Here is a 23,288-nt window from a genome sequence, read left to right on the forward strand (position 1 = left end):
AATGGAACAACTGATCATCGCACTGGGCTGGATAGGCGTATTCGCACCTGTTGCTCTCGGGGCTGTCGGTTCTGCAATTGGCTGCTCTGTAGCCGGTCAGGCGGCCTGTGGCGCCATGCTGGATGTTGAGTCCGGTTACGGTAAGTTCGTGGGTGTCTCTGCGATGCCATCCTCCCAGGTTATCTATGGCATCGTGATCATGTTCACCCTGTCCGGTCTGGGCGTATCCATGCAGACCAGCGCCGGCCTGTTCGGTATCGGCCTGCTGACCGGTATTGCCCTGATGTACTCCGCCATCTACCAGGGCCAGGCTGTTGCGGCTTCCATCAACGCCTCCAAGAACAAGCCTGAAGTTTTCGGTCTGTCTATCGCTCCGGCTGCTATCGTAGAAGGCTTCGCGGTATTCGCTTTCGTATTCGCTCTGGTTCTGGGCCAGTCTATCGCCTGACCTGAACATACTGAATAGCAAGAGGGAATCTGATGAGCGTAAACAACGAACAGATCTCTGTGGGCGTACAGCAGCTGATTGAAAAGCTGCGCAGCCAAGGTGTGTCCTCCGGCCGTTCCGAAGCGGAACGCCTGGTGAACCAGGCCAGGGAAGAAGCCGCACAGATTATCGCCGAAGCCCGCAAAGAAGCTGATGCGATTACCGCAAGGGCCAAAAAAGAAGCGGACTTCACTGTAAAAGTCGGTGAAGAATCCCTGCAAATGGCCGGACGCAACGCCGTTCTGGAGCTGAAGAGCTACCTGCTGGAGCAATTCTCCCGCAAAGTACACAACGCCGTTGCCGGTGAGATGAAAGACACCAGAATTCTGCAGAAGATGATTGTAGAAGTGGCCGGTCGCAGCCGCCTGCAGGGCGAAAATAACGTCGACGTTATTCTGCCCCAGAAAGTCATCGGTGTTGATGACCTTCGCAGCAACCCCGAAGAGCTACAGGAAGGCTCCCTGGCCTACTTCACGGCCCGCAAGGCTAAGGAAATGCTGGTTGACGGTGTATCCTTCAAAGTCAGCGAAGAGCAGAAGTCCGGTGTGACTTTCCGCATCCGCGACAAGAACGTAGAAGTTGAACTGGACGACAACGCCGTCAGCGATCTTCTGCTGAAACACCTGCAGCCGCGCTTCCGTGCCCTGCTGGAAGGCATCATCAAATAAAGGTGCCTCATGTCCTGTCCGGTATTCCCCGGTGGATGCCGGGCAGGTTCAGCACACATTCTACGGAGCCAGCTTTTAAGGAGTCGTTATGGCAGAAAATGCCTATTACACGTTACTGACTTCACTGCCCCATATTGATTCCCTGTTTAACAGCAGAATCACACCGATCTCCCGCTTCCAGCTGGACAAACGCCTGTCCATGCTGAGCACCGCAGACCAGCAGCGCCTGGTGAAGATCGAAAACCTGCTGCACTGGGATCATCTGGACGACGATGTCGATGAAAGAATCCTGATCCAACAGGCTGAGCGCACCCGTACCGAACTGGGCAGTCAGGCCCTGAAGGACCTGATCGACTGGCGTCTGGATATGCGCACCATCATCGCGGCCCTGCGCAGAAAACACGTAGGCCAGCAGGCTCCGGTCGAAAACAAGTGGAGTTACGGAAGCCGCTACGCGTACATCCGCAACCACTGGTCCTCCCCGATCCTTGGCCTGGGCAGCGCCTTCCCCTGGATACCCAAGGTGAATGAGTGCCTGCGCAACGGTGAATGCGCAGCACTGGAAAAGATTTTGCTTCAGGCCGTATGGGATCATCTCAACCATCTGAGCATGAAGCACAATCACGATTTTGAAGCTGTTGTGATTTATGTCCTGCGCTGGAATCTTGTAGCCCGCTGGACAGCCTACGACACAGACAAGGCCCGTATCCGCTTCCGCATACTGGTAGAAACAAGCCTTGGAGAGTTCAGGAACAGCCTCCAGGACCAGATCACGGCCAGCGGTCGTTCATAAATAACGCTTTTGAATGACGCTTTTGAATGAATTGGGCGAGGATTGACAAGTAGTATGAGCACAAACCTGAATTCAAATGTCACGTCCCGTGTCATCGCGGTCAACGGCGACATCCTGACCATCGAAGCCACCAGCTCCGATGTGCGGCTGGTGAAGAACGAAGTGGTTTATGTAGAGCCCGGTCGCAAAGAGAATGAAGGCCTGAACGAAAGACTGATGTCTGAAGTTCTCCGTGTTAACGGCAGAACCGCTGACATTCAGGTGTTTGAAAACACCAGTGGCGTAGGCGTCGGCGATGCCATTTACCAGACCGGCGAACTGCTCTCCGTTGAGCTGGGCCCGGGCTGCCTGAGCCAGATCTTTGATGGCCTGCAGAATCCCCTGGAGCGTCTGGCCCAGATCCACGGCACCTTCCTCAAGCGTGGCGTCCAGGTAGACGCCCTGGACCGTTCCAGGGAATGGTCCTTTGTCGCCACCACCCGCGTTGGCGACAAACTGCGGGCCGGTGAAACTCTGGGTACTGTTCAGGAAGGCCGCTTTACCCACAAGATCATGGTACCGTTCAAGCAGAAAGGCACCGTGACCGTTGAGTGGATTCAGGAAGGCACCTTTACGGTAAACACCGTTGTTGCCCGTGTCCGTGACGAGCAGGGCAAAGAGATTGAGCTGGATATGATCCAGCGCTGGCCGGTGAAACAGTCCATCGCCGAGACCCTGGGCCGCAGCGGCAAAACAACCCGGCAGTTCCCGTCCGAGCCGTTGATCACCCAGCAGCGCCTGGTTGACACATTCTTCCCCATCGCCCGTGGCGGCACCGGCTGTATTCCCGGGCCTTTCGGGGCGGGCAAGACCGTAATGCAGCACACGCTGTCCAAGTACGCCGCTGTTGATATCGTAATCGTTATCGCCTGTGGTGAACGGGCAGGTGAGGTGGTGGAAACCATCACCGAATTCCCCCAGCTGCCCGATCCCACCGGTTCCGGTACCCTGATGGACCGTACCACCATTATCTGTAACACCTCCTCCATGCCGGTGGCGGCCCGTGAAGCCTCCATCTACACCGGCATGACTCTGGGTGAGTACTACCGTCAGATGGGTTACAACGTGCTGCTGCTGGCGGATTCAACTTCCCGCTGGGCCCAGGCCATGCGTGAAACCTCCAACCGCCTGGAAGAGATTCCCGGTGAAGAAGGTTTTCCGGCCTACATCGACTCCGCTATCAAGGGTCTGTACGAACGTGCCGGTGTAATCAGCAACGAGAACGGCGAAACCGGTTCCATGACCATGATCGGTACTGTATCTCCCGCCGGTGGTAACTTCGAAGAGCCGGTGACACAATCCACCCTGGCCACAGTGAAGTGCTTCCTGGGGCTGTCTTATGACCGCGCCTACAAGCGTTTCTTCCCGGCGGTTGACCCGCTGATCTCCTGGTCCCGTTATCTGGATCAGCTGGAGCCCTGGTACAAAGAGAATATCTCTGACACCTGGGTTAACGACGTGAAGGAGATGCACAGCCTGATCGTTCACGGTGAAAGCATCAACCAGATGATGCAGGTAACCGGTGAAGAAGGTGTGACTCTGGAAGACTATGTGACTTACCAGAAAGCCCTGTTCCTGGATATGGTGTTCCTGCAGCAGGATGCCTTCGACAAAATTGATGCCGCCTGTCCTCTGGAGCGCCAGCGGTTCTGCTTCGGCATGATTCTGGATATGGCCCGCAGCCAGCTGAATTTTGCCGACAAGAAAGCGGCACGTGACTTCTTTGTGAAGCTCACCGGCCTGTTCAAGAACCTGAACTATGCCCACTACGAATCCAGCGAGTACAAAGAGTACATCGCCAAGGTTCAGGAACTGCAATGCCTGTAAATCCACTCACAACCAGCAACAGGTATAAATCGTAGAGTTGAAAGTGGTTTTAACGAATTAAGGCATGGCTGAGATGGGGTTCTGGTTATACAATACCGGTCTTTTCACAGTTCCCCCTCCGAATGCAAAGAAAGCGTAAGCCAGTTTCCCCTCAGGGCCGAGAAAATTCTCCTGTTGATGTTGTGATTGATGCCCTGACCCACGATGGTCGCGGCGTTGCCCGGAATAAGGGACGGGTTATTTTTGTGGAAGGTGCCGTTCCAGGCGACAGTGTTCGAGCACGTATTACCAAACAGACATCCAAACTGACCGAAGCGGTGGTGACGAAGGTGCTCGAATCTTCCGGGCATCGGGTTGAGCCTCCTTGTCCGTGGTATGGTAAGTGTGGCGGCTGTAATCTCCAGCACATCAACAATGACGGCTTGATCAGCATTAAACAGGACAATGTTCTGGGGCAGCTGAAAAAGTTCGGTCGGATGGAGCCCGAACAGCTGGCCAAACCATTGCGCAGCGCCCCCTGGGGCTACCGTTCCCGGGCAAGGCTGTCGGCACGCTGGTGGAATAAAACCCTGCACTTTGGTTTCCGTGCCGCCGGCAGCAAAGATATAGTACCGGTCAATGAATGCGGGGTACTTATGCCGGCTCTGGCGGAACTGCTTCCGAAAATCAGAACCTGCCTTGAGCAGAGCCGGAATAAAAAAGCCGTGTCGCATATCGAGCTGGCCGCGGCAAAAAACGGTCACGGTTTGCTCTTGAGAGTTATAGAAGAACAGCCTGAGCAGGATTTTGAACGCTGGCTTGCCCTGGCCCGGGAACAAAAACTGCATCTCTATATTCAACCTGAGTCAGCGTCTGAATCACTCACCTGTATTCATGCACCTGATGGACAGAATCATTTACGATATGATCTTCCTGGACAGAATATCAGTCTGGATTACCTGCCGGTGGATTTCACCCAGGTCAATCCGGAGATCAACCGACAGATGGTCAGCCAGGCGTTGTCCTGGCTTGAACTGCAGAAGACCGACACAGTGCTGGACCTGTTCTGTGGTATGGGCAACTTTACCCTGCCCCTTGCCCGTCACTGCGCAGAGGTTATGGGGGTAGAGGGCGCAGAAACCCTGGTCGCCCGTGGGGAGCATAATGCCCGTTTGAATGGTCTGGATAACGTCCGCTTTGCCCGCGCGGACCTGGCGGCCGAGCCCGGCCGAAGAAACTGGGCCGATGTCGAGTATGATGTCCTGTTACTGGATCCCCCCAGAACAGGAGCCCTGGAAATTCTTGAACAGCTGGCCAGTCGGCTTCCGGCACGGATACTGTACGTATCCTGCAATTCATCAACCCTGGCCCGGGACGCAGGTTTTCTCCGGGAGCAGGGCTATCGTCTGGAGTGCTTCGGCGTTATGGATATGTTTCCCCAGACCAGCCATGTGGAAAGCATGGCTTTATTTAGCAGAGGTTAAAACGGATTCCTGATGGTCAAGGTGCGTGATGATCACCCGGTAACACCGGACGGCGCTATTGATATTCCTTCCTGGCTGGCAAAGCTGAAAACCTTTGTCACTCTGAAGGATGAACAACTGCTGCTGGATGCCTGTGAGATGACCCGCAATGCGGAAACCCTGCCGGGCAAGGCCAGTACCTGGTCCCAGCAGCAGAGCCTGCTGGCTATCGGCCTGCAGATGGCGGATATCCTGGCGGAGTTGAAACTGGATCAGGCGTCGTTGATTGCAGCTGTGCTTTACCGGGCGGTACGTGAACACAGGCTGACCCTGGACGCAGTGCGCAAGAAGTTCGGCGAAGAGGTGATGCTTTTGGTGAAAGGGGTCACCGGTATGGCTGCTATCAGCGCTATCCAGAACCCTTCCCGTACCCAGGTACTGGGACAGCAGCAGGATCAGCTGGAAAAAGTCCGCAAAATGCTGGTCTCCATTGTGGATGATGTCCGGGTGGCTTTAATCAAGCTGGCGGAACGGACCTGCGCCATTCGCGCGGTAAAACATGCGGATAAAGAACGTCGCCAGCGGGTAGCCCGTGAGGTGTTTGAGATTTACGCCCCCCTCGCCCACCGTCTGGGTATCGGTTATATCAAGTGGGAGCTGGAAGACCTGGCATTCCGCTATCTCAAGCCCCAGGACTACAAGAAGATTGCCCGTCTCCTGGATGAACGCCGGGTGGACCGGGAGCAGTATATCCAGGACACCATGGACCGTATCCGTGAGGCTTTGGCCGCAGAAGGAATTCGTGCGGAAGTCAGTGGTCGGGTAAAACATATTTACAGCATCTGGCGGAAAATGAAGCGCAAGGGCGTGGAATTCCGTGAGTTGTATGATATCCGCGCCATGCGGGTGTATGTGGATGAAGTGCAGCAGTGTTATGCGGCGCTGGGTATTGTCCACTCCCTGTGGAACCATATTCCCAAGGAGTTTGATGACTACATCGCCACCCCCAAGGAAAATGGTTACCAGTCATTACATACGGCAGTTGTCGGTCCGGATGGCAAAACCCTGGAAGTGCAGATTCGCACCCATAAAATGCATGAGGAAGCGGAGCTGGGTGTATGTGCCCACTGGAAGTACAAGGGTACAGATACCAAGAGCGAAAGCGACAGCTACGAAGAAAAACTTAACTGGCTGCGCCAGGTACTGGACTGGCAGGAAGAGATTGGCCAGGGCATGGAAGGTCTGGCAGACCAGTGGCGCCTGGATGTTGAGCCAGACCGGGTATACGTGTTCACTAAAGATGGGCATGTGGTTGATCTGCCCGTGGGTGCAACGTCGGTGGATTTCGCCTATCGTGTGCATACGGAAGTAGGCAACAAGTGTCGTGGGGCGAAAGTGGGTGGTCGCATTGTCCCCCTCAACACTACATTAAAAACCGGTCAACAGGTGGAGATTCTAACAGCTTCCAACGCTGTTCCCAGCCGGGACTGGCTGAACAGCAACCTGGGTTATGTGCGCACCAGCCGGGCCCGGGCCAAGATAGTCAGCTGGTTCCGCCGCCAGGACAAGGATTCCAATATCTCCGCCGGTCACGGCATGCTGGAAGCGGAGCTGAAACGCCTTGGCATTACCGGTGTAAATTACGGCGAGCTGGCGGAACACCTCAAGCTTCAGGATGAAGATGAGATGTTTGCCAAGGTGGGTGCCGGAGATATGCGCACCCTGCAGGTGGTGCATGCTGCTCAGCGCCTGCTGGCACCTGAGCAGGAACAGGAAAACTTCTCCTTCAAACCCCGGGCTGCCAGCAAACCCCAGTCCGACAGCGATATTATTGTTGAAGGGGTGGGTAACCTGATGACCCAGATGGCCAAATGTTGCCAGCCGGTACCGGGAGACCCGATTGTTGGTTATATCACGTTAGGTCGTGGTGTGTCCGTGCACCGGGCTGACTGCAGCAATGCCCTCCAGCTCCGTGAGCAGGAGCCGGACCGGGTGATTGAGGTGAACTGGGGGCAGGAACACGAGTCCACCTATCCGGTACGGGTGATTATTGATGCCTATGATCGTCCGGGACTGCTGCGGGATATCACTATAGTGGTAGCCAATGAAAAGGTGAATGTTACGGATATGACGACCCACACCAACCCCAGTGACAATATGGCGCAGATGACCCTGGTTGCGGAGATTTCTGATCTTGAAACCCTGGGCACTATTCTGGCCAAAATCACCCAGCTGCCCAATGTGATTGATGCCCACAGGGATCGCCGCACGGTGAAGGAGCCGGCCTGAATTGAAGACTTTGAGCTGCATCATGGGGCAGATCAGGATGGAACAGTTCAAGTTTGCAACAGAACCGAAAACAGTACTCCCTGTATGTCACACAAGACATACAGGGGTTATGGAAAGGAAAAATAACGGGCTAACCAAAAACACCTGTGGACAGATAACGGTCACCCCGGTCACAGACAATCGCGACAATAGTCGCGTCACTCACTTCTTTTGCCAGTTTTAGAGCGGCAAACACCGCGCCACCTGAAGAAACACCGCAGAAAATACCCTCCTCCCGGGCCAGCCTGCGGGTAGTGACTTCCGCATCCCGCTGGGAAATATCCATCACCCGGTCAACCCGGGACTGGTCAAAAATACCCGGCAGGTACTCTTTGGGCCAACGTCGTATACCAGGGATCTGGGAATTATCATCGGGCTGCAGGCCGATAATCCTGATCTCAGGATTCTGTTCTTTCAGATAAGTTGATGTGCCCATAATTGTACCTGTGGTGCCCATGGAGCTGACAAAGTGAGTGATTTTCCCATCGGTCTGCTGCCAGATTTCCGGACCGGTTCCATTGATATGGGCCAGGGGGTTATCGGAATTGCCAAACTGGTCCAGCACAATGCCTTCACCTTTGGCCTGCATGTCCAGGGCCAGGTCTCTGGCACCTTCCATGCCCTGCTCTTTACTGACCAGCACCAGCTCCGCGCCATAGGCGGTCATCGCCGCCTTTCTCTCTTCGCTCATATGATCCGGCATAATCAGCACCATCCGGTATCCGCGAATGGCCGCCACCATGGCCAGGGCGATGCCGGTATTACCGCTGGTCGCTTCAATCAGGGTGTCACCGGGCTGAATACGTCCCTGACGTTCCGCTTCCCGAATCATCGACAGAGCCGGACGGTCTTTCACCGAACCCGCCGGGTTCTGCCCTTCCAGTTTCAGCAGAACCGTATTGTTGTTTTCCTGACCCAGACGCTGAAGACGCACAACAGGCGTTGCCCCGATCAGTGATTCTATGGTTGGATAATCCATATGTTCCCAATGCTCCCTGCCAAGCGCAAACAGTAAATTGTCCAGGCTTAACAGTATGGCCTTATAATTTTCACGTAATTCATCCGTCACTATGGTAATAAGCAACCATTCCGGACAAAAATAACTTTGACTTCCATAGTACCGGTCTGGAAAGGAAGACTTGTATACTAGTTATTTATATAAATAGATAAATAACGCATAACAACATAACGACAATAATAGAGCCACTTCCATGAATGACCTTTTCAAGGAACTGAAGAACCGTATCCTCCGTGCGGGACTGATTCCTGTTATGGTTTTATCCCTGACCCTGGGCAGTCTCTCCACGCTTCTGGCTATCAGCCAGGCCACATCTGACTATGATCAACAGATAGAGACCGCCTCCCAGCAGATTGCCCTGCTGATGACGGCGGCCTTAAAAGTCAATAACAGGGAAATGATTCAGGATTTCAGTCGGATATCCCTGCAGCAGAAAGGCTTGCATGGTCTGAAAATCTGTAACTCTGCGGGGCAGGTACTTTACCAGGCCGGCCCCCCATTCAAAGTATCCGACTGGCCGGGTAAAACCCGAATGCGCCCTTCCATGCTGGTAAAAGATGATTCTATTCTTCGCACCCAGCTGCTGAACAGCCACAGCAACCCTGAGAAGGAAATATGGATGGAGCTGGAGTTCACCAATGAAGCCATACGCCTTGCCCAATACCAGTGGGTCTTGCTCGGGGTAGCCATATCCGCCCTGACCCTGCTACTGGCCACGGTTATCAGCCTCCGCCTGGCCAATAATATTGCCACCCCCCTGAACCAGATCACAGCAGCGGTTGGCCGCATAAGCATGAAGGATCTGGACAGCCGCCTGCCAACGGGTATCAGTTCTGACCTGATGCCACTGACCCGCCATATCAATTCCCTTCTTGCCCGTATGCAGATCAGTTACCGGGAGATAAAAAGTGAAGTGGACAGTATCCAGAATGAGAATCGGGAAAACATGGAAACTCTGGAGATGAATAACGCGGAACTGGATCTGTCCCGCAAAAGGGCCCTGGCAGCCAACAGAGCCAAGTCCGAATTCCTGGCCAATATGAGCCATGAAATGCGCACCCCCCTGAACAGTATTTCCGGCTATACAAACCTTTTGACACGGACAAACCTGAACAACACTCAGAAAGAACACCTGCGCACAGTGTCCACCGCATCAGATACCCTTCTGGCACTGATTGACGATATCCTTGATTTCGCCAAACTGGATGCCGGCAAGCTGGTGCTGGAATCCTCCCCCATGAACCTCCGCGCCATTGTTGATGACACCCTTGCCATCAACAGCCCGGCCGCCCATAACAAAAATCTGGAGCTGGCCGCACTCTTTGAAAAGGATGTCCCCCTGCACCTCACCGGCGATGCCAAGCGGCTCAAACAAATTATCACCAACCTGCTCAGCAACGCTATCAAATTTACCCGACAGGGGTCCGTTATTATCAAAATTTCCTGCGATCAGGTGTGGGACCGTCAGGCCCGGATTATGGTTTCCGTGGAAGATACCGGCATAGGGATCTCCCCCAAAGATGCCCGCAGGCTGTTCCAGGCCTTTACCCAGGTTGACCCATCCAGGAACCGTAACAGCAGCGGTACCGGACTGGGTCTTGTGATCTGTAAAAACCTGGTAGAACAGATGCTGGGGGAAATTGATTTCGACAGCCAGCCCGGCAAGGGCTCCCGGTTTTGGTTTACCTTTGTCGCCAAAACCCAGCGAGTTCGCCACAAACCCGCCGATCAGGGCACGGCTCTGGTGCTGGAGTCGGGCACCTGGACCAACCTTTCCGTCACTCAGCTTCTCACCAACCAGGGTTTTGATGTAAAACCCGTACCCTCGTCGAAGGATCTGATCTACCTCCTGGATAATCAGCCTCCTCCCGCCCTGGTGGTGCTGGAAAAAAATTCAGATACCATGCCCCGGCAGTTTATTGAGGATATTCTTAACCACAGACCGAAAAGCACTTGTTTTGTACTGCTTGTATGCACTTCAAACGGAGAAAAACTGACCCATCTGCAAAGTGATGAAGTAGCCCTTGTCTCATGCCCTGTCTCTGAAGCCCGGCTTACGGAAACGGTCAACCAGCTCAACGGTACCAGCGTAACGACAGATACAACCCCCAAAGTCTCTCAAGCTCTTGACCAGGCCCACAACCTGCGGATACTGACCGTTGACGATAACGAGCCAAACCTGAAACTCCTGAAGATTATGCTTACGGATATGGGGGTACAGGCAGACACCGCCAGCAACGGACCTGAAGCCCTCTCCCTGGTGCAGGCAAACAATTATGATCTGGTATTTATGGATATTCAGATGCCGGGGATGGACGGTCTTGAAACCACCCGCCATATCCGCAGCCGGGAAAAGGGTGGCAAGCACCTGCCCGTTATTGCCCTGACCGCCCATGCCCTGGATCGGGAAAAACAGCAGCTGCTGAAAGCCGGTATGGATGACTACCTGACCAAACCCGTCAGCGATGAACAGATTCGCCATGTTATCTCCCGTTGGACCACCCCTGTTCCCGTCACACCAGACTTATTCACAAGCCATCAGCCTGTCGACCGACAGGAAAGCATTCAACTGGCAGGAGGCCGTGAAGAACTGGCCCAGGAACTGCTGATCATGTTGCTGGGAACTCTGGATGACGCCCGGGAAGAGTGCCAGGATCTTCTGGCAAAGAAGGACTGGGAAGGCCTTCTGGAGGCTGTGCATAAACTCCATGGTGCCTGTCGCTACTGCGGTGTGCCCCCCCTGAGAAGCGCCTGTTATGATCTTGAGACCCTGCTGAAAAAGACGACAGAAAAAGGCTTTCAGAAGAAAAGCCCTCAAGAGATAGAAAAGCAGCTGGAAAACCTTGTGGAAGAAATCAATCGTCTGCAGGTCTGGCAGGAACGGTTTATGACAGAAGAACCCGCATAGGGTTCTTCTGCATCATCGCATTTCAATCAGTGCATCAAACTGAACAGGCGGTTTCGGTAACGACGCACCAGCGGATCACTACCACCTTTCTGGTCAAACATTTTCAGCATTAACTGACGGGCACCATCATCCCGGAATGTTCTGTCCCTGCGAACGATAACCAGCAGGTTTTCATAAGCCTGCTCATCTTCATCATTCAACACATTGTGGATAGCCAGCTGGTAACGGGCTTCCAGGTTATTCTCATCGGATTCAAGCTGTGCCTTCACTTCCGGCAGGGGCGCGACATCCTTCGCCATATCCAGGAATGTCAGCTTGGCTTTAGGCTGGTCCGCGCCGGGAGCATCCTCAGGCAGGGCATTAATTACTTGACGGGCGTCGTCAATACGCCCCAGCTGCAGCAAAAGTTTCGCCTGCAAGACCTGCAGCGCGCTGTTACCCGGCTCCTGGGCCAGAATCTGCTGCAGCAGGGTTAAAGCCTGTTCCGGCTGCCCTTCTTCCATCAACTTGTCGACTTCACGCTGCACACGGTCTGCCGGACTCATAGTAAGCTCATCCAGAATTTTACGCAGCTCATCTTCTTCGTGCAGTCCGGTCATTGGCCGGGCCACAGGCTGCCCCTGATGGAGCAGGACCATCGCCGGTACACTTTGCGCGCCCAGCTGCATCATAAGACTGCGGGCCAGTTGCTGGACCTGTGGGTCAGCGTCTTCAGCATTCAGGCTGGCTAACTTGAACTTACCCTGAAACTCATGGACAAGTTTCATTAAAATCGTTTGCTGCTGCTGGCAGGACTGGCTTCTTTCTGCCCAGATATACAACAGCACAGGGAGCTGTTGGGATGCTTCCAGGACATCGCTCTGCAGGTTCTCTGCTGTTACCTGAATTACGGGGCCTTGTTCAGCAGCGGACGGGGTGTTTGCTGACAACTCAGTTCTCCTGAAGATTGCTGTTTTCTCTGCCGAATTGTACTCAAAAAAACTTGACAACGGCAGCTATCCTTCAATGCAAAAGACGTCAATTAACGTCTTTTCGGGTTATCCACTATATCTGTGGATAACCCTGTGGAATTCTTTACTGAAACCCTTTAAAGCCCCTGTTGCGCCTTGGCTCACAACAAATTGCTCATTTTTTGAACAAAAAAAATTCCCTTATTTTTCAATATGTTACAATAAATCAAGGGAATTTTTTAAATTACGGCGATATTCCTGACATAAAAACCCTGGCTTCGCCTCCATGTGTATAAAAACCTGTAAAAACGCAGAAAAACCGCGATCCAGAGGGGTATAACATCCAGTCAGCCACTTTAGAAAACTTTCAACAGCCAAGCCTGAAAAACTGAAAAAGAGGAGAGGCAGCTTCCGTATACCTTTTCCCCTTTATTCACAGTTCTTATTCACAACGATTGAAGATTAATCCACAAGGCCATATTCATCTCTGAGGATGACAATAATTTCTTCCCTGGGATTTTCTGACAGTACCAGTTTTTCTCCGGTAATTTTTTTTGCGATATCCACATAGGTTCTGGAAACTTCCATCATCACAGCTTCTGGCAAAGTATTGTTTTGTGCCAGGGCGATACGCTCGTTCATGCGATTTTTATTCAGGAGAATATCCGGATCCGGGAAATGGTTAAGCAGCAGCTGACGGAAACCTTCTTTAGAGTTTTCCACAACCTTACCTTCACGGTATGCGACACCATCCCAGATACGGGAGGAGTCCGGTGTACCCACCTCATCCATGTAGATAAGTTTTTCCTGGCCACTGGCATCGGTGACATAGCCAAATTCAAATTTGGTATCCACAAATATCTGATCCAGTTTTGCCAGCTCCGTACTGATAACATCGAAGCCTTCTTTCAGCAGTTTCTCATACTGGGCAACATCATCCCTGCTGCGCAGACAGAAGGCTTTATGGTTGTTTTCAATATCCCCACGAGTGATATTGACATCATCCACTTCCGGCACACCGGGAATACCTTTCAAAATACCCTTGGTGGAAGGAGTTACCAGTAGTTCTGGAAGCTTCTGGTCTTTTTTCAGATTATCCGGTAATTCAATACCGCAGAAAGTGCGCTCCCCCCTGGCATAGGCACGCCACATGGAGCCGGTAATATATTGACGACAGATGGCTTCAATCATTACCGGGCGGGCTTTCTGGACAACCCACACCAGTGGGTGTGGTCTGTCAAGAATATGGCTGCCCGCCAGCCCCTGTTCACGGAACAGGCGGAACCAGTGGTTGGAGATAGCATTTAACGCCGCGCCCTTGCCGGGCACACCGTTCATGCCTCCTTCGCCATGCCAGATACATTCAAAGGCGGAGATGCGGTCGCTGATCACCATAATAGCCAGCGGAGCATCCTCAGCAACATCATAGCCCTTCTCTTTTATAAGACGACGACTGTCTTTTTCAGTCAGCCAGTAAACAGAACGAACCTTGCCACTGTGGATCGGGCTATCGGTACGCACAGGCAGATCGTTATTCACTTCAAGAACGTTATCTGCAAGACTCATATGTTAGCGCTTCCTGACATCATCAATTGGTAAAGCCGGGGTCTGTTGATGTTTTATGCCCGGCTCAGCATAAAACATCAACAAACCTCAAGAGTCCCGGTCTGAACCGGTTTATCCTGTCTTGAATACAGGAAACCAGGCACTTGGCCTGGTTTCCTTTATAGCTTTACAGCGGGTTATCCAAGGTTATCCCGCAGTCGCTCAAGCAGGTCTTCACTGACCTCTGTCGCAGGCAGAGTGTTGATATCCTTTTCCAGGGTCACATGGGTTGAGTTACCCACACTCTGTATGCGAAGACGGAATTCATTCCTGTTCGCCTGTTCCTCGGTTTGCTCCTCTTTATCGGAACCGCCGAACAGGCCGCTGAACCATCCTTTCTTCTCCTTCCCAGCCTTCACGGCTTTTTCTACATTACCACCGGGCAGGTTAATAAAAATCAGACCGGCGCTGCGGTTCTTGTCGGTCACAGCCAGCCCGATTCTCTTTAAGGCCACCTCCACAGCCTGCCAGCTACGGGCAAAGCTCTGGTCTATACGCAGTACCGGGTTACCGTTACCGTCCTTGATCAGGCTGGTCTGGTCACCGATGTTCAGTTCCTTAGCCAGCAGGGAGACGCTTTGCTCTTCCCTGGTCTGCACCAGGAATACCAGCATCTCGTTCATCAGGCCGTTTTCCAGGCTGTCACTGCCAGAGCTGCGTATGCTGTCCCAGTCCACTGAATAGTCTTTCAACTCCAGGGGCTTACGGGCATGCTGCATTAACACTTCACTGGTACCAGAACGCACCCCCTGACGGACAGTTACCCGGAATTTTTCTTCACTGGTCTCGGCATTCTCCAGGTCAATCACCCGGCCAAACATTCTTCGCATCAGCCCTGGATTGGAGACTTCGCCAATCTGCACCCAGCCAGTGATCATAACGCCAGCGCCAGGGTCCTGCTCAGTGACGGCGATATTGTTCGCTTCCCAGAAATTCAGTATATGATTCCAGAGTTCATCGGGACTTCTGTCTGCCAGAAGTACACGGCTGCCGCCGGTTTGCAGGATCTGGTAAGCGGCACCATCATCATGAACAATACGCCGTGATGCCCGGGGCACCTGGTTGGCTTCATCCACCAGCACACTGGAGGTAATAGGAGGAATCACCATGTAATCTTCACGGGGGGCGGCTTTCAGGTCTTTCGGTATAACCAGGTCCGGATAAACCTTCGCATCCACATAGTCGCCGCCCTTATCGCGAAAATAGCCGTTTTCACCAATCAGCGAGCTGCAGGCGCCCAGCATGGCCGATACTCCGGCCAGAGTTATAACCTTGTGTACGTGCTTCATGCACTCTCCTTAGAATGACTTACCAGCGCCAGCTGCATTGGAATATGGCCTGTATTCCATAACCAATATCTACTCAATGATATTACAGGCCGCCAGAGCAGCTCTGACATCACCCTGGCAGGAAGGCGAAAGAGGTGTCAGGGGCAGGCGAATACCACAGTCAATCAAATCCATTTCCTGCAGTGCAAATTTCACAGGAATGGGGTTCGCCTCAATAAACAGTTTTGTATGCAGAGGCATAAGCCGCTGGTTAAGCGCCCGCGCTTCATCCGCGTTGCCGGCCATAGCCAGCACACACAGCTCATGCATTTCTGCAGGAGCTACGTTGGCGGTCACAGAGATATCACCCTTGCCACCCATCAGCATCACTTCAACAGCCGTTGCGTCATCTCCGGAAAGAATATCCAGTTTCTCGCCACAGCGTTCAATCAGCTCACGGGCACGGTCAATATCACCGGTCGCTTCTTTAATCGCGACGATATTATCAATACCAGCCAGACGTACCACTGTGTCCGGCAACATATCCACAGCCGTACGGCCGGGAACATTATAGAGAATCTGGGGAATGGCAACGGACCGGGCAATGGTTTCAAAATGCCGGAACAGGCCTTCCTGGGTAGGTTTATTGTAATAGGGCGTCACCAGCAGGCAGGCGTCCGCACCAATCGTTTTGGCTTCAGCCGTTAAATGCACGGCCTCCTGGGTGGAGTTACCTCCTGTACCAGCAATCACGGGTAAACGACCATTGACCTGGTCAACTACCCGTTTAAGCACCTGGCAATGTTCTTCTACTGTTATTGTTGCCGACTCTCCTGTTGTCCCTACGGCGACAAAACCATCTGTTCCCTTTTCAATATGGAACTCAACCAGGTCCTGCAGGCGCTGCCAATCCAGCTCACCGTTGGGCAGCATTGGGGTCACCAGGGCCACTAAACTGCCGGAAATCATCTGCTCACTCCGCTTCCGCGTCATTGGAATACTCTGGGAAATGTTACCGGTGCCCATGGCTTTGCACAAGAGAACAAACTATAGAACCGATACGTATATCCGCATTAACCGCAACCCCTTCCACACAGTCTTGAGCTCCTGCCGGAGAAAAGGGATGATAATTCCTGAATTTGTTCAAGTAAGCAGGAAATTCCATGCGTCTGACCTTCCTCGGCACCGCAGCCGGCCTTCCCTCCCGAGACAGGAATGTCAGCGCCACGATTCTGGCTAAAGATGACAGCCGGGACTGGTATCTGATTGACTGCGGAGAAGGCACCCAGCATCAGGTTATGAGGTGCCGTTACACCCTGAAGCATCTGCAGGGTATTTTTATCACCCATGTCCATGGGGATCATATGTTTGGCCTGCCCGGGTTGATCACCAGCGCCAGCATGCAGGGACGCACCGCACCCCTGCCCATCTGCGCTCCGGAAGGTGTGGAAAGTTTTGTCCGCCATGCTCTGGCCTGCGCAGCTGTCAGCCAACTGCCTTTTGATCTGCGGTTTTATCCTTCGGACAACAGCGACTTTCACCATAACACTGAAGACTTTGTGGTTCGCTCCCACCCTCTCTCCCACCGGGTTCCCTGCTACGCCTATGAGTTTGAGGAGCGTCCGGAACCCGGCCACCTGTGCGCAGAAAAACTGGCGCTGCTCCAGGTTCCCCGGGGACCGCTCTGGGGATTACTGCAACAGGGCAGAACCGTCACTCTTCCCGATGGCCGTGAAATCCGGCCGGCAGATGTGAAAGAGGCTCCTCCTGCTCCCCGCCGTGCCATTATTGCCGGAGATAATGACCAGCCGGAGATTCTTCATAACGTCCTGAATCGGGCCGATATCCTGGTCCATGAAGCCACCTTTTCCAGCCCGGTGCGGGATAAAGTCGGCAGCCAGTGGATGCACAGCACTCCAGCCCAGGTTGCCAGAGCAGCAGAAAACGCAGGAGTGAAACACTTGATCCTGACACACTTCAGCAACCGCTATCAGCGTCACCCGCGACCGGGCCAGATGGGTATTGAAGAACTGCGCCGGGAAGCCCTGGAACACTACAACGGCACTGTCACCCTGGCCCAGGATTTCACCAGCTGGGAACTGAACAAAAAGGGAGAGTTCAGGGAGGTCTGATTCTTCTCATCAGACCAAATACAGAAATAAGGTGTGGAAAGGAGTTACAAACTTTCCACAATTTCCCCGTCATCAGCGAAAGCTTCCGGGTCTGCCAGCAGCAACGGTTCCGGAGACAGATCAAAACACATTAGCTCAGTATCCACTGTAAACCAGTTTTCCAACAATTCAGCATTCAATGTTTCTGGCCAGAGGGCGCTGTCCACGCACCAGGCCATCAGCTCGTTGGTGAGTATCTCCCGGGCATTCCCAAGAACCGCATCCATAAAATCCTGTTCGGACTCTGCCTCAGATACCAGATAAACCGTTCCAGTCTGTTCCAGTTGCTGTTTCAGTATGGCCAGTTCTTCCCTGTCATCTCCGGCGACACTGCCACACCACGCAAGAAAGTCTGGCCGGGCCCGCAGGCGCAGCGCGGAACGATTAAGCATTTTCATGAATCAATCCTGCAAGGATAAAAGGCTGCACCATAATAGAATCTTCGATTCAGGAAAACAGAAAACCAAAAGGCTTTTCTTCGGTTATTTTCTTCGGCGACGCCGTTGTCGGCGTGAAGGCGGATCCTGATGCAGTTCTTGATACCGTTGTTGAGACTGAACAGACATCCTTTGCAACACACTCAGACACTCCTCTACCAGGGCAGGCAGAAAATGAACAGCATCATCTTCACCTGTATCAGCTCCCCGGCAGAAGTCTTCATATATGTGCTCCAGCGCCTCGTAATAGTCATGTGATATTTTCTCCTTCCTCACAAGGAGTACAACCTGCTCACTGGTTAAGCATTCTTCACTGCTATTTATTTCCAACAGGCAGTATATGGCTTTCAACATTCTGACTGTCACCTTCTTATCTGTCTCTGCCAGACTATTCACTGCATGCATAACTGTGCCAGAACCCAAAATCCTGTCCCACAGCCCCTTATCCGTAGCAAGATTCTGCAACAGAGCCTGGGCTTTCGGGGTTAACGCTTCGGCAACAGCAGCCCCCTTTGGCAACAGCCACTGTTTCTCATTCTGGGGTTCAGGAATACTTTCCAGTAACTCACGCTGCCGTATCAAGGCTGCAGAGGATACAACATCACTGGGAATAACTTTTCTTTTACTTATATGCTCCAGCTTTAAACGCCCATGGGCGTCAATCAGGGACTGATACTCATGGGAAGAAACATACCTCTGGATAGCTGGATAAAATACAGATAAATCAGTAGCAGAGCAGGCGGTTGCAATCTCATCATTATCAAATGGGTTCTTTTTCAACAAAAACTCTAACATACCCTCTGCTGGCCAGGTGCCAACCCGGCGGGCTATCATCTTTCTATAAGCGATTATTTTTTTCCCCAGCATTATATCCAGACACGTCGGCGGCAAGTTCCTGCATAGAGCCAGCAGGCTGGCATCATCCCCATAGTCACTGCACTCTTTTACCAGAACCTGAAAATTGAACGTCCCCATTCCGGCTTTAACCGCAATAGATTGCTGAACATGAGCAAAACTCTGATCAATAACGGACAAAACAGGCTTCCCATAGCCACAGGTTTCACACTGCCTGCGCAAAGCGATGTAATACTCCAGAGATTGAAAATACTGCTCCAGAGGATTTCCCCCCTGAACAGTGAGAAACGCTTCCATCTGTTTAATCAGAGCAGTTGTCGCAGACCCGATATTCGCAATGGCAGGCCTCCCCTCCTTCTCCGCCCCTTTCAATATCTGAAACAGTGAAATTTCCGCACGATGCACCTGGGCCAGTGGCGTCTGCTCAAGGGCACTGACTCCTTCCAGGCAACGGGCCACCTGCAAAGGCTCATCCACAACAGCGCTGCAATCCGGTAAAACCTTTTTCACCTGAAAGCATCGCTCAAGAATCTGCCGCCTTTTGAATACGCCATTACATATTTCCGGTACCAACCGGATCGATTGCGGGGGAACCTCATCAGCCCTTGAAACATGCCAGCAAAAGAAATCTCCCCTGCGGTTAATGCCAAAGGCCAGGTTTTCCGGAGGGTTCTCTCGCGGACCTTTTACTTTCTCCCAGGCACGGAAGGGGGAAGAAGTATCAAGTGTCAATGCGTCCATACGGTATTTGCCTCGAAGGTTCCTTGAAGTAAAGACCTTGGAAACAACCAAAAATTATGAACATATATGTCAGCCAAGGTGACCAGCCCGATGGATTTTCTACGAGATTTTTTAATACCCGACCCAGCCAAATCGACGGAACAGACTGGCCAACACCGGATCCAGAGGAGCATGGACAGTCATCGTCTCTCCGGACACAGGGTGTCGAAAAGTTATATCGGTGCAGGCAAGTAATAAGCGCCCCGCGTCCAGATTTTCGGCGAAGTAGCGGTTATGCTGCCCTTTGCCATGTTTGGCGTCCCCGATAACCGGATGAGAGATATGTTTCATATGTCGTCTGACCTGGTGCTTACGACCGGTTTTCGGCATCACTTCAACAAGGGAATAACGGCTGGAAGGATAACGATCAATCTGCACAGGCAGTTCAACTGTCTTTAACCGCCGGAATTCAGAAATAGCTTCCTGAGGAGGTTTATCCCGCTGAGCTTTCCGGTCTGTCATTTTGTCATACTTTTCTTTCAGGGCATGGTCAATCATCCCGTATTCAGGAGGAATGCCCCGCACAACAGCCAGATAACGTTTTTCAACCTGCCCATTTTGGAACTGTTCCCCGAGAATACGGGCAATATCTGAAGAGAGCGCAAATACCAGCACTCCAGATGTAGGCTTATCTAGACGATGTACAGGGAAAACATGCCGGCCAATCTGATCCCGCACTATTTGCATGGCAAAACGGGTTTCGTGACGATCAATCATCGACCTGTGCACCAACAACCCTGATGGTTTATTCACAGCAACCAGAAAATCATCCTGATACAGAATTTCCAGCTGTTCAGCACCGGACACGGGCAGGTTTTCAGACATAACGGTAAAAGGTTTGACCCAGGATTTAAACAAAAACGGGAGCACACTAACTGTCATTCCTCCATCCTGCAAACCGGCCCAGCAGGGTATAATGGTTCTTTCAGCAATATTAAAAAATCGCCCTGGCCTTTTATGACTGATACCCCGGAAATTCTGCTGTTTAACAAACCCTTTATGGTGCTCTGCCAGTTTACTGATAACGAGAATCGGGACACGCTGGCAAATTACATCAAGCGTCCGGGGGTATACGCCGCCGGACGTCTTGACCGGGATAGCGAAGGTCTTCTTCTACTGACCAACAACGGCACTGTGCAGAACAGAGTTTCCGACCCAAAGCACAAAATGGAGAAAACCTACTGGGCCCAGGTGGAAGGTATTCCCCAGGAAAGCGACCTGAATAAACTTTGCAGGGGAATCACCCTGAAAGACGGTCCCACCCTCCCCGCAAAAGTGCGTTTAATGCCCGCTCCCGTTATCTGGCCCAGACATCCGCCCATTCGTAAACGGGCAAACATCCCCGACTGCTGGCTGGAGATAAAAATATCCGAAGGCCGTAACCGACAGGTACGTCGTATGACAGCAGCCATAGGTTTTCCGACACTGCGTTTGGTGCGTTATGCTATCGGGCCATGGACAGTTAATAATCTGCAGCCGGGAGAGTACCGTACTCTGCCCGCTCCTGCCGAACTCACAAGAAAAACGGAGAAATCTTCAGGCAGGGTTTTCAGGAAGTTCTCTCCTTCACACAGAAGAACTCGTCCCTCGGGAAAAACAAGCCCGGGGAAGAAGCTACAGTCCAGAAGACCAGTGAAACGATAGCTGTCTTACCGCCTGTATTTATTCGAAAATCAAAAAAACTGTCAGACGACCTACACTTCCTGTCTGTACCTAAAGATCAGGAATAGAAAGAATGGAAATTAGAACATTCTCTGAAGAGAATACGACAGATACCGCCGAAATACAGTATTCACTGGATAACAGCTGGGAACAGGCCAGGGAGCGGCTGACCCTGTTGGAAAGCTGGACGAATCCTCATACACTCAGGCAGTTGAATGAACTGAATATCCAAAAAGGCTGGCGCTGCCTTGACGCAGGCGCTGGCCTTGGGGGTATCACCCGCTGGCTGGCGAAGCAGGTTAGCAAGGAGGGAAGGGTCGATGCCGTGGATATGGATACCCGCTTTCTGGAAGAGCTGAAGCTTTCCAATGTCAAGGTATCCAGAAAAAGCCTGAAAACAGATGACCTGGGCTGCAGTGCCTATGACCTTGTTTTTTCACGGAATGTCATGATGCATATTCCCCAGCGCACAGATGTCATCATCAAGCTTGCCAAGGCGTTGAAACCCGGTGGCATAATGATACTGGAAGACGCTGGCTATCAATGCCCGGGGCTAGGCTATGACCGTTTTTCGGACGATCCTGAACTAAACCAGTATACTGGCGACCTGTACAACATCATTGAACAGTATGGCCTCATGTCCTTTTCATCCACCTATATAAATGCCAGTTATATGCACGAGGCAGGCCTGACTGATATCAGCGGACAATCCTGGTCTCAACTGGGCAGGGGCAATAAAATAGAAGGGAAGGTTCTTGAGTTGAGCATGCTACAGCTGAAACCATTGCTTATGGCCCGGGGGATAAATGAGAACCTGTATGATCGGGTCATGGCGCAGTACCTCAACCCCAAAGCCATGTGGTGGGGTGCGTCCCATGTCACCACTGTGGGCAGAAAGCCTCAACAGTAAAAACGAAAGTCTGGTATCTAATTATCGCGGTAGAAAAGTTGACTTACTCGGTGAGCCGCATAGGATACCAGCTCCACCCACCATCCCGAGTTAATGATGAAAAGACTTCTACCGGTACTGGCAGTTATGCTGGCCTTTACCTGTACTTTTGCCACTGTTGATGCCCATGCGAAAAAACTTGGCGGCGGTAAATCTTTTGGCAAAAGATTCCAGACAGCACCCTCCCAATCCAAACTTACCCAACAACCTTCCCTGTCCTCCCAGAAGAACTTTAATCAAAACAGCAGTCAGGCCAACAACAAAACGCCACATAAGCAACGGGGCATGTTCAGTGGAGCTATGGGCGGCTTCCTCGGTGGCATGCTGGCAGGCGGATTAATCAGCTCCCTGTTTGGCGGCTTCGGCGGCATGGGTGGCATGGGCGGTGCCTTCAGCGGCCTTCGCTTTATGGATATTCTCCTGCTTGCAGGTCTGGCTTTCCTGTTATTCAAACTGTTTAAAGCCATGAAAGGTCGAACGGCCTCTGCGGGTAGCCACAGCCCTGGCTCCAGCCAGGGTTACTACCATTCAGGCTCTGCCAGCTCCCAGTGGAATAACGGCAACCAGAGTCAGCCTGACGCCAACTTCCGGGATTCCGTTAGTGGTTTCCGTCCCTCTGGCAGCAAGCCTGATGCAGAGTTTCCCGGCCAGAACTCTGCTGCAAACACAGATACCGGCTTTGGGTCTTTAGACAACGATACACCCTTTAACCTGCCCCCCGGGTTTGACCTGAACGGCTTCCTTAACCGTTCCCGCAACCATTACCGAACCATTCAGGAAGCCTGGAACACCGGTGATATGAACACGATCCGGGAATATGTCTCTCCTGATCTGTTTACCCATCTGCAGAAGGAGCGCGCCGGACTGCAGGGTGACCAGCATACGGAAGTGATGTTTGTGGACGCAGAACTGGTACGGGCAGATCATAACGCCGGACGCACTGAACTCAGCCTGCGCTTCAGTGGCCGCTACCGCGACAATGTTGAGCGGGTTGAAGAGAAAATTACTGACATCTGGCACTTGGAACAAAGTCAGTCAAACTCTCCCTGGCTGATCGTTGGTATTGAATACGCAGAAGATTAATCTGCTATTTAGACTGAC

The 23,288-nt window shown here is 52.5% G+C and carries 19 protein-coding genes; 11 read left to right on the forward strand and 8 right to left on the reverse strand.

From position 1 onward, the window contains the following. The first annotated feature begins 1 nt into the window (after position 1). From ACY2RQ_RS01035 to relA, 6 genes are all read left to right on the forward strand, one after another. Entirely contained in the window at positions 2-448 is a 447-nt protein-coding gene (locus tag ACY2RQ_RS01035) for an ATP synthase subunit C (protein WP_490111089.1), read from the forward strand. 32 nt (positions 449-480) lie between these two features. Next, positions 481-1,155 carry a hypothetical protein gene (locus tag ACY2RQ_RS01040; RefSeq protein ID WP_490111090.1) on the forward strand — a complete coding sequence of 225 codons (675 nt, stop codon included), beginning with the start codon at positions 481-483 and terminating at the stop codon, positions 1,153-1,155. An 88-nt stretch (positions 1,156-1,243) separates the two neighbouring features. Next, positions 1,244-1,948, forward strand: coding sequence for a DUF2764 family protein (locus ACY2RQ_RS01045; RefSeq protein WP_490111091.1), 705 nt, complete (start codon positions 1,244-1,246; stop codon positions 1,946-1,948). Between the two features lie 54 nt (positions 1,949-2,002). Continuing rightward, positions 2,003-3,814 carry a V-type ATP synthase subunit A gene (locus ACY2RQ_RS01050; protein WP_490111092.1) on the forward strand — a complete coding sequence of 604 codons (1,812 nt, stop codon included), beginning with the start codon at positions 2,003-2,005 and terminating at the stop codon, positions 3,812-3,814. Positions 3,815-3,936: 122 nt separating this feature from the next. Further along, entirely contained in the window at positions 3,937-5,277 is a 1,341-nt protein-coding gene (gene rlmD, locus ACY2RQ_RS01055; RefSeq protein ID WP_490111093.1) for a 23S rRNA (uracil(1939)-C(5))-methyltransferase RlmD, read from the forward strand. A gap of 12 nt (positions 5,278-5,289) precedes the next feature. Further along, positions 5,290-7,545, forward strand: coding sequence for a GTP diphosphokinase (gene relA, locus ACY2RQ_RS01060; RefSeq protein ID WP_490111094.1), 2,256 nt, complete (start codon positions 5,290-5,292; stop codon positions 7,543-7,545). A 130-nt stretch (positions 7,546-7,675) separates the two neighbouring features. Here relA and cysM read toward each other — a convergent pair whose 3' ends face one another. Beyond that, positions 7,676-8,563 carry a cysteine synthase CysM gene (cysM, locus tag ACY2RQ_RS01065; RefSeq protein WP_490111095.1) on the reverse strand — a complete coding sequence of 296 codons (888 nt, stop codon included), beginning with the start codon at positions 8,561-8,563 and terminating at the stop codon, positions 7,676-7,678. 232 nt (positions 8,564-8,795) lie between these two features. Here cysM and ACY2RQ_RS01070 point away from each other — a divergent pair, with 232 nt between their 5' ends. Then, entirely contained in the window at positions 8,796-11,510 is a 2,715-nt protein-coding gene (locus ACY2RQ_RS01070) for a response regulator (protein WP_490111096.1), read from the forward strand. A gap of 26 nt (positions 11,511-11,536) precedes the next feature. Here ACY2RQ_RS01070 and ACY2RQ_RS01075 read toward each other — a convergent pair whose 3' ends face one another. From ACY2RQ_RS01075 to dapA, 4 genes are all read right to left on the reverse strand, one after another. Then, positions 11,537-12,439, reverse strand: a complete 903-nt coding sequence (locus ACY2RQ_RS01075) for a tetratricopeptide repeat protein (protein WP_490111097.1) — start codon at positions 12,437-12,439, stop codon at positions 11,537-11,539. Positions 12,440-12,922: 483 nt separating this feature from the next. Further along, the gene (locus ACY2RQ_RS01080; protein ID WP_490111098.1) at positions 12,923-14,026 is read right to left on the reverse strand and encodes a phosphoribosylaminoimidazolesuccinocarboxamide synthase; all 1,104 of its coding nucleotides are present in this window, start codon (positions 14,024-14,026) and stop codon (positions 12,923-12,925) included. Between the two features lie 176 nt (positions 14,027-14,202). Continuing rightward, the gene (gene bamC, locus ACY2RQ_RS01085) at positions 14,203-15,354 is read right to left on the reverse strand and encodes an NlpB/DapX family lipoprotein (RefSeq protein ID WP_490111099.1); all 1,152 of its coding nucleotides are present in this window, start codon (positions 15,352-15,354) and stop codon (positions 14,203-14,205) included. Between the two features lie 69 nt (positions 15,355-15,423). Further along, a complete protein-coding gene (gene dapA, locus ACY2RQ_RS01090; RefSeq protein ID WP_490111275.1) occupies positions 15,424-16,302 on the reverse strand; it encodes a 4-hydroxy-tetrahydrodipicolinate synthase in 879 nt (292 codons plus the stop codon). A 194-nt stretch (positions 16,303-16,496) separates the two neighbouring features. On the opposite strand from dapA, the gene ACY2RQ_RS01095 reads away from it, so the two are divergent. Next, on the forward strand, positions 16,497-17,465 hold the full coding sequence (locus ACY2RQ_RS01095; RefSeq protein WP_490111100.1) for a ribonuclease Z: 969 nt from the start codon (positions 16,497-16,499) through the stop codon (positions 17,463-17,465). Positions 17,466-17,509: 44 nt separating this feature from the next. Here the strand turns inward: ACY2RQ_RS01095 and ACY2RQ_RS01100 are convergent, their stop codons facing one another. The 3 genes from ACY2RQ_RS01100 to truC form a co-directional block, all read right to left on the reverse strand. Then, positions 17,510-17,902, reverse strand: a complete 393-nt coding sequence (locus ACY2RQ_RS01100; protein ID WP_490111101.1) for a hypothetical protein — start codon at positions 17,900-17,902, stop codon at positions 17,510-17,512. An 84-nt stretch (positions 17,903-17,986) separates the two neighbouring features. Then, positions 17,987-19,537: a hypothetical protein gene (locus ACY2RQ_RS01105; protein ID WP_490111102.1), complete on the reverse strand. Its 1,551-nt coding sequence runs from the start codon at positions 19,535-19,537 to the stop codon at positions 17,987-17,989. 111 nt (positions 19,538-19,648) lie between these two features. Beyond that, positions 19,649-20,458 carry a tRNA pseudouridine(65) synthase TruC gene (truC, locus tag ACY2RQ_RS01110; protein ID WP_490111103.1) on the reverse strand — a complete coding sequence of 270 codons (810 nt, stop codon included), beginning with the start codon at positions 20,456-20,458 and terminating at the stop codon, positions 19,649-19,651. 75 nt (positions 20,459-20,533) lie between these two features. Between truC and ACY2RQ_RS01115 the strand changes: the two genes are divergently transcribed. The 3 genes from ACY2RQ_RS01115 (at position 20,534) to ACY2RQ_RS01125 (ending at position 23,270) form a co-directional block, all read left to right on the forward strand. Further along, positions 20,534-21,220: a pseudouridine synthase gene (locus tag ACY2RQ_RS01115; protein WP_490111104.1), complete on the forward strand. Its 687-nt coding sequence runs from the start codon at positions 20,534-20,536 to the stop codon at positions 21,218-21,220. Positions 21,221-21,311: 91 nt separating this feature from the next. Continuing rightward, the gene (locus ACY2RQ_RS01120) at positions 21,312-22,148 is read left to right on the forward strand and encodes a class I SAM-dependent methyltransferase (RefSeq protein WP_490111105.1); all 837 of its coding nucleotides are present in this window, start codon (positions 21,312-21,314) and stop codon (positions 22,146-22,148) included. Positions 22,149-22,241: 93 nt separating this feature from the next. Next, positions 22,242-23,270 carry a Tim44 domain-containing protein gene (locus tag ACY2RQ_RS01125; protein ID WP_490111106.1) on the forward strand — a complete coding sequence of 343 codons (1,029 nt, stop codon included), beginning with the start codon at positions 22,242-22,244 and terminating at the stop codon, positions 23,268-23,270. Positions 23,271-23,288: the final 18 nt, after the last annotated feature.

It is taken from the genome of Parendozoicomonas sp. 209JJ7-1 (assembly GCF_058147085.1).

Bases quoted from the DNA above. Each gene is read 5' to 3' on its own strand.
- ACY2RQ_RS01035 (WP_490111089.1), top strand. From the start codon at position 2: ATGGAACAACTGATCATCGCACTGGGCTGGATAGGCGTATTCGCACCT.
- ACY2RQ_RS01040 (WP_490111090.1), top strand. From the start codon at position 481: ATGAGCGTAAACAACGAACAGATCTCTGTGGGCGTACAGCAGCTGATT.
- ACY2RQ_RS01045 (WP_490111091.1), top strand. From the start codon at position 1,244: ATGGCAGAAAATGCCTATTACACGTTACTGACTTCACTGCCCCATATT.
- ACY2RQ_RS01050 (WP_490111092.1), top strand. From the start codon at position 2,003: ATGAGCACAAACCTGAATTCAAATGTCACGTCCCGTGTCATCGCGGTC.
- rlmD (WP_490111093.1), top strand. From the start codon at position 3,937: ATGCAAAGAAAGCGTAAGCCAGTTTCCCCTCAGGGCCGAGAAAATTCT.
- relA (WP_490111094.1), top strand. From the start codon at position 5,290: ATGGTCAAGGTGCGTGATGATCACCCGGTAACACCGGACGGCGCTATT.
- cysM (WP_490111095.1), bottom strand. From the start codon at position 8,563: ATGGATTATCCAACCATAGAATCACTGATCGGGGCAACGCCTGTTGTG.
- ACY2RQ_RS01070 (WP_490111096.1), top strand. From the start codon at position 8,796: ATGAATGACCTTTTCAAGGAACTGAAGAACCGTATCCTCCGTGCGGGA.
- ACY2RQ_RS01080 (WP_490111098.1), bottom strand. From the start codon at position 14,026: ATGAGTCTTGCAGATAACGTTCTTGAAGTGAATAACGATCTGCCTGTG.
- bamC (WP_490111099.1), bottom strand. From the start codon at position 15,354: ATGAAGCACGTACACAAGGTTATAACTCTGGCCGGAGTATCGGCCATG.
- dapA (WP_490111275.1), bottom strand. From the start codon at position 16,302: ATGATTTCCGGCAGTTTAGTGGCCCTGGTGACCCCAATGCTGCCCAAC.
- ACY2RQ_RS01095 (WP_490111100.1), top strand. From the start codon at position 16,497: ATGCGTCTGACCTTCCTCGGCACCGCAGCCGGCCTTCCCTCCCGAGAC.
- ACY2RQ_RS01100 (WP_490111101.1), bottom strand. From the start codon at position 17,902: ATGAAAATGCTTAATCGTTCCGCGCTGCGCCTGCGGGCCCGGCCAGAC.
- ACY2RQ_RS01105 (WP_490111102.1), bottom strand. From the start codon at position 19,537: ATGGACGCATTGACACTTGATACTTCTTCCCCCTTCCGTGCCTGGGAG.
- truC (WP_490111103.1), bottom strand. From the start codon at position 20,458: ATGACAGTTAGTGTGCTCCCGTTTTTGTTTAAATCCTGGGTCAAACCT.
- ACY2RQ_RS01115 (WP_490111104.1), top strand. From the start codon at position 20,534: ATGACTGATACCCCGGAAATTCTGCTGTTTAACAAACCCTTTATGGTG.
- ACY2RQ_RS01120 (WP_490111105.1), top strand. From the start codon at position 21,312: ATGGAAATTAGAACATTCTCTGAAGAGAATACGACAGATACCGCCGAA.
- ACY2RQ_RS01125 (WP_490111106.1), top strand. From the start codon at position 22,242: ATGATGAAAAGACTTCTACCGGTACTGGCAGTTATGCTGGCCTTTACC.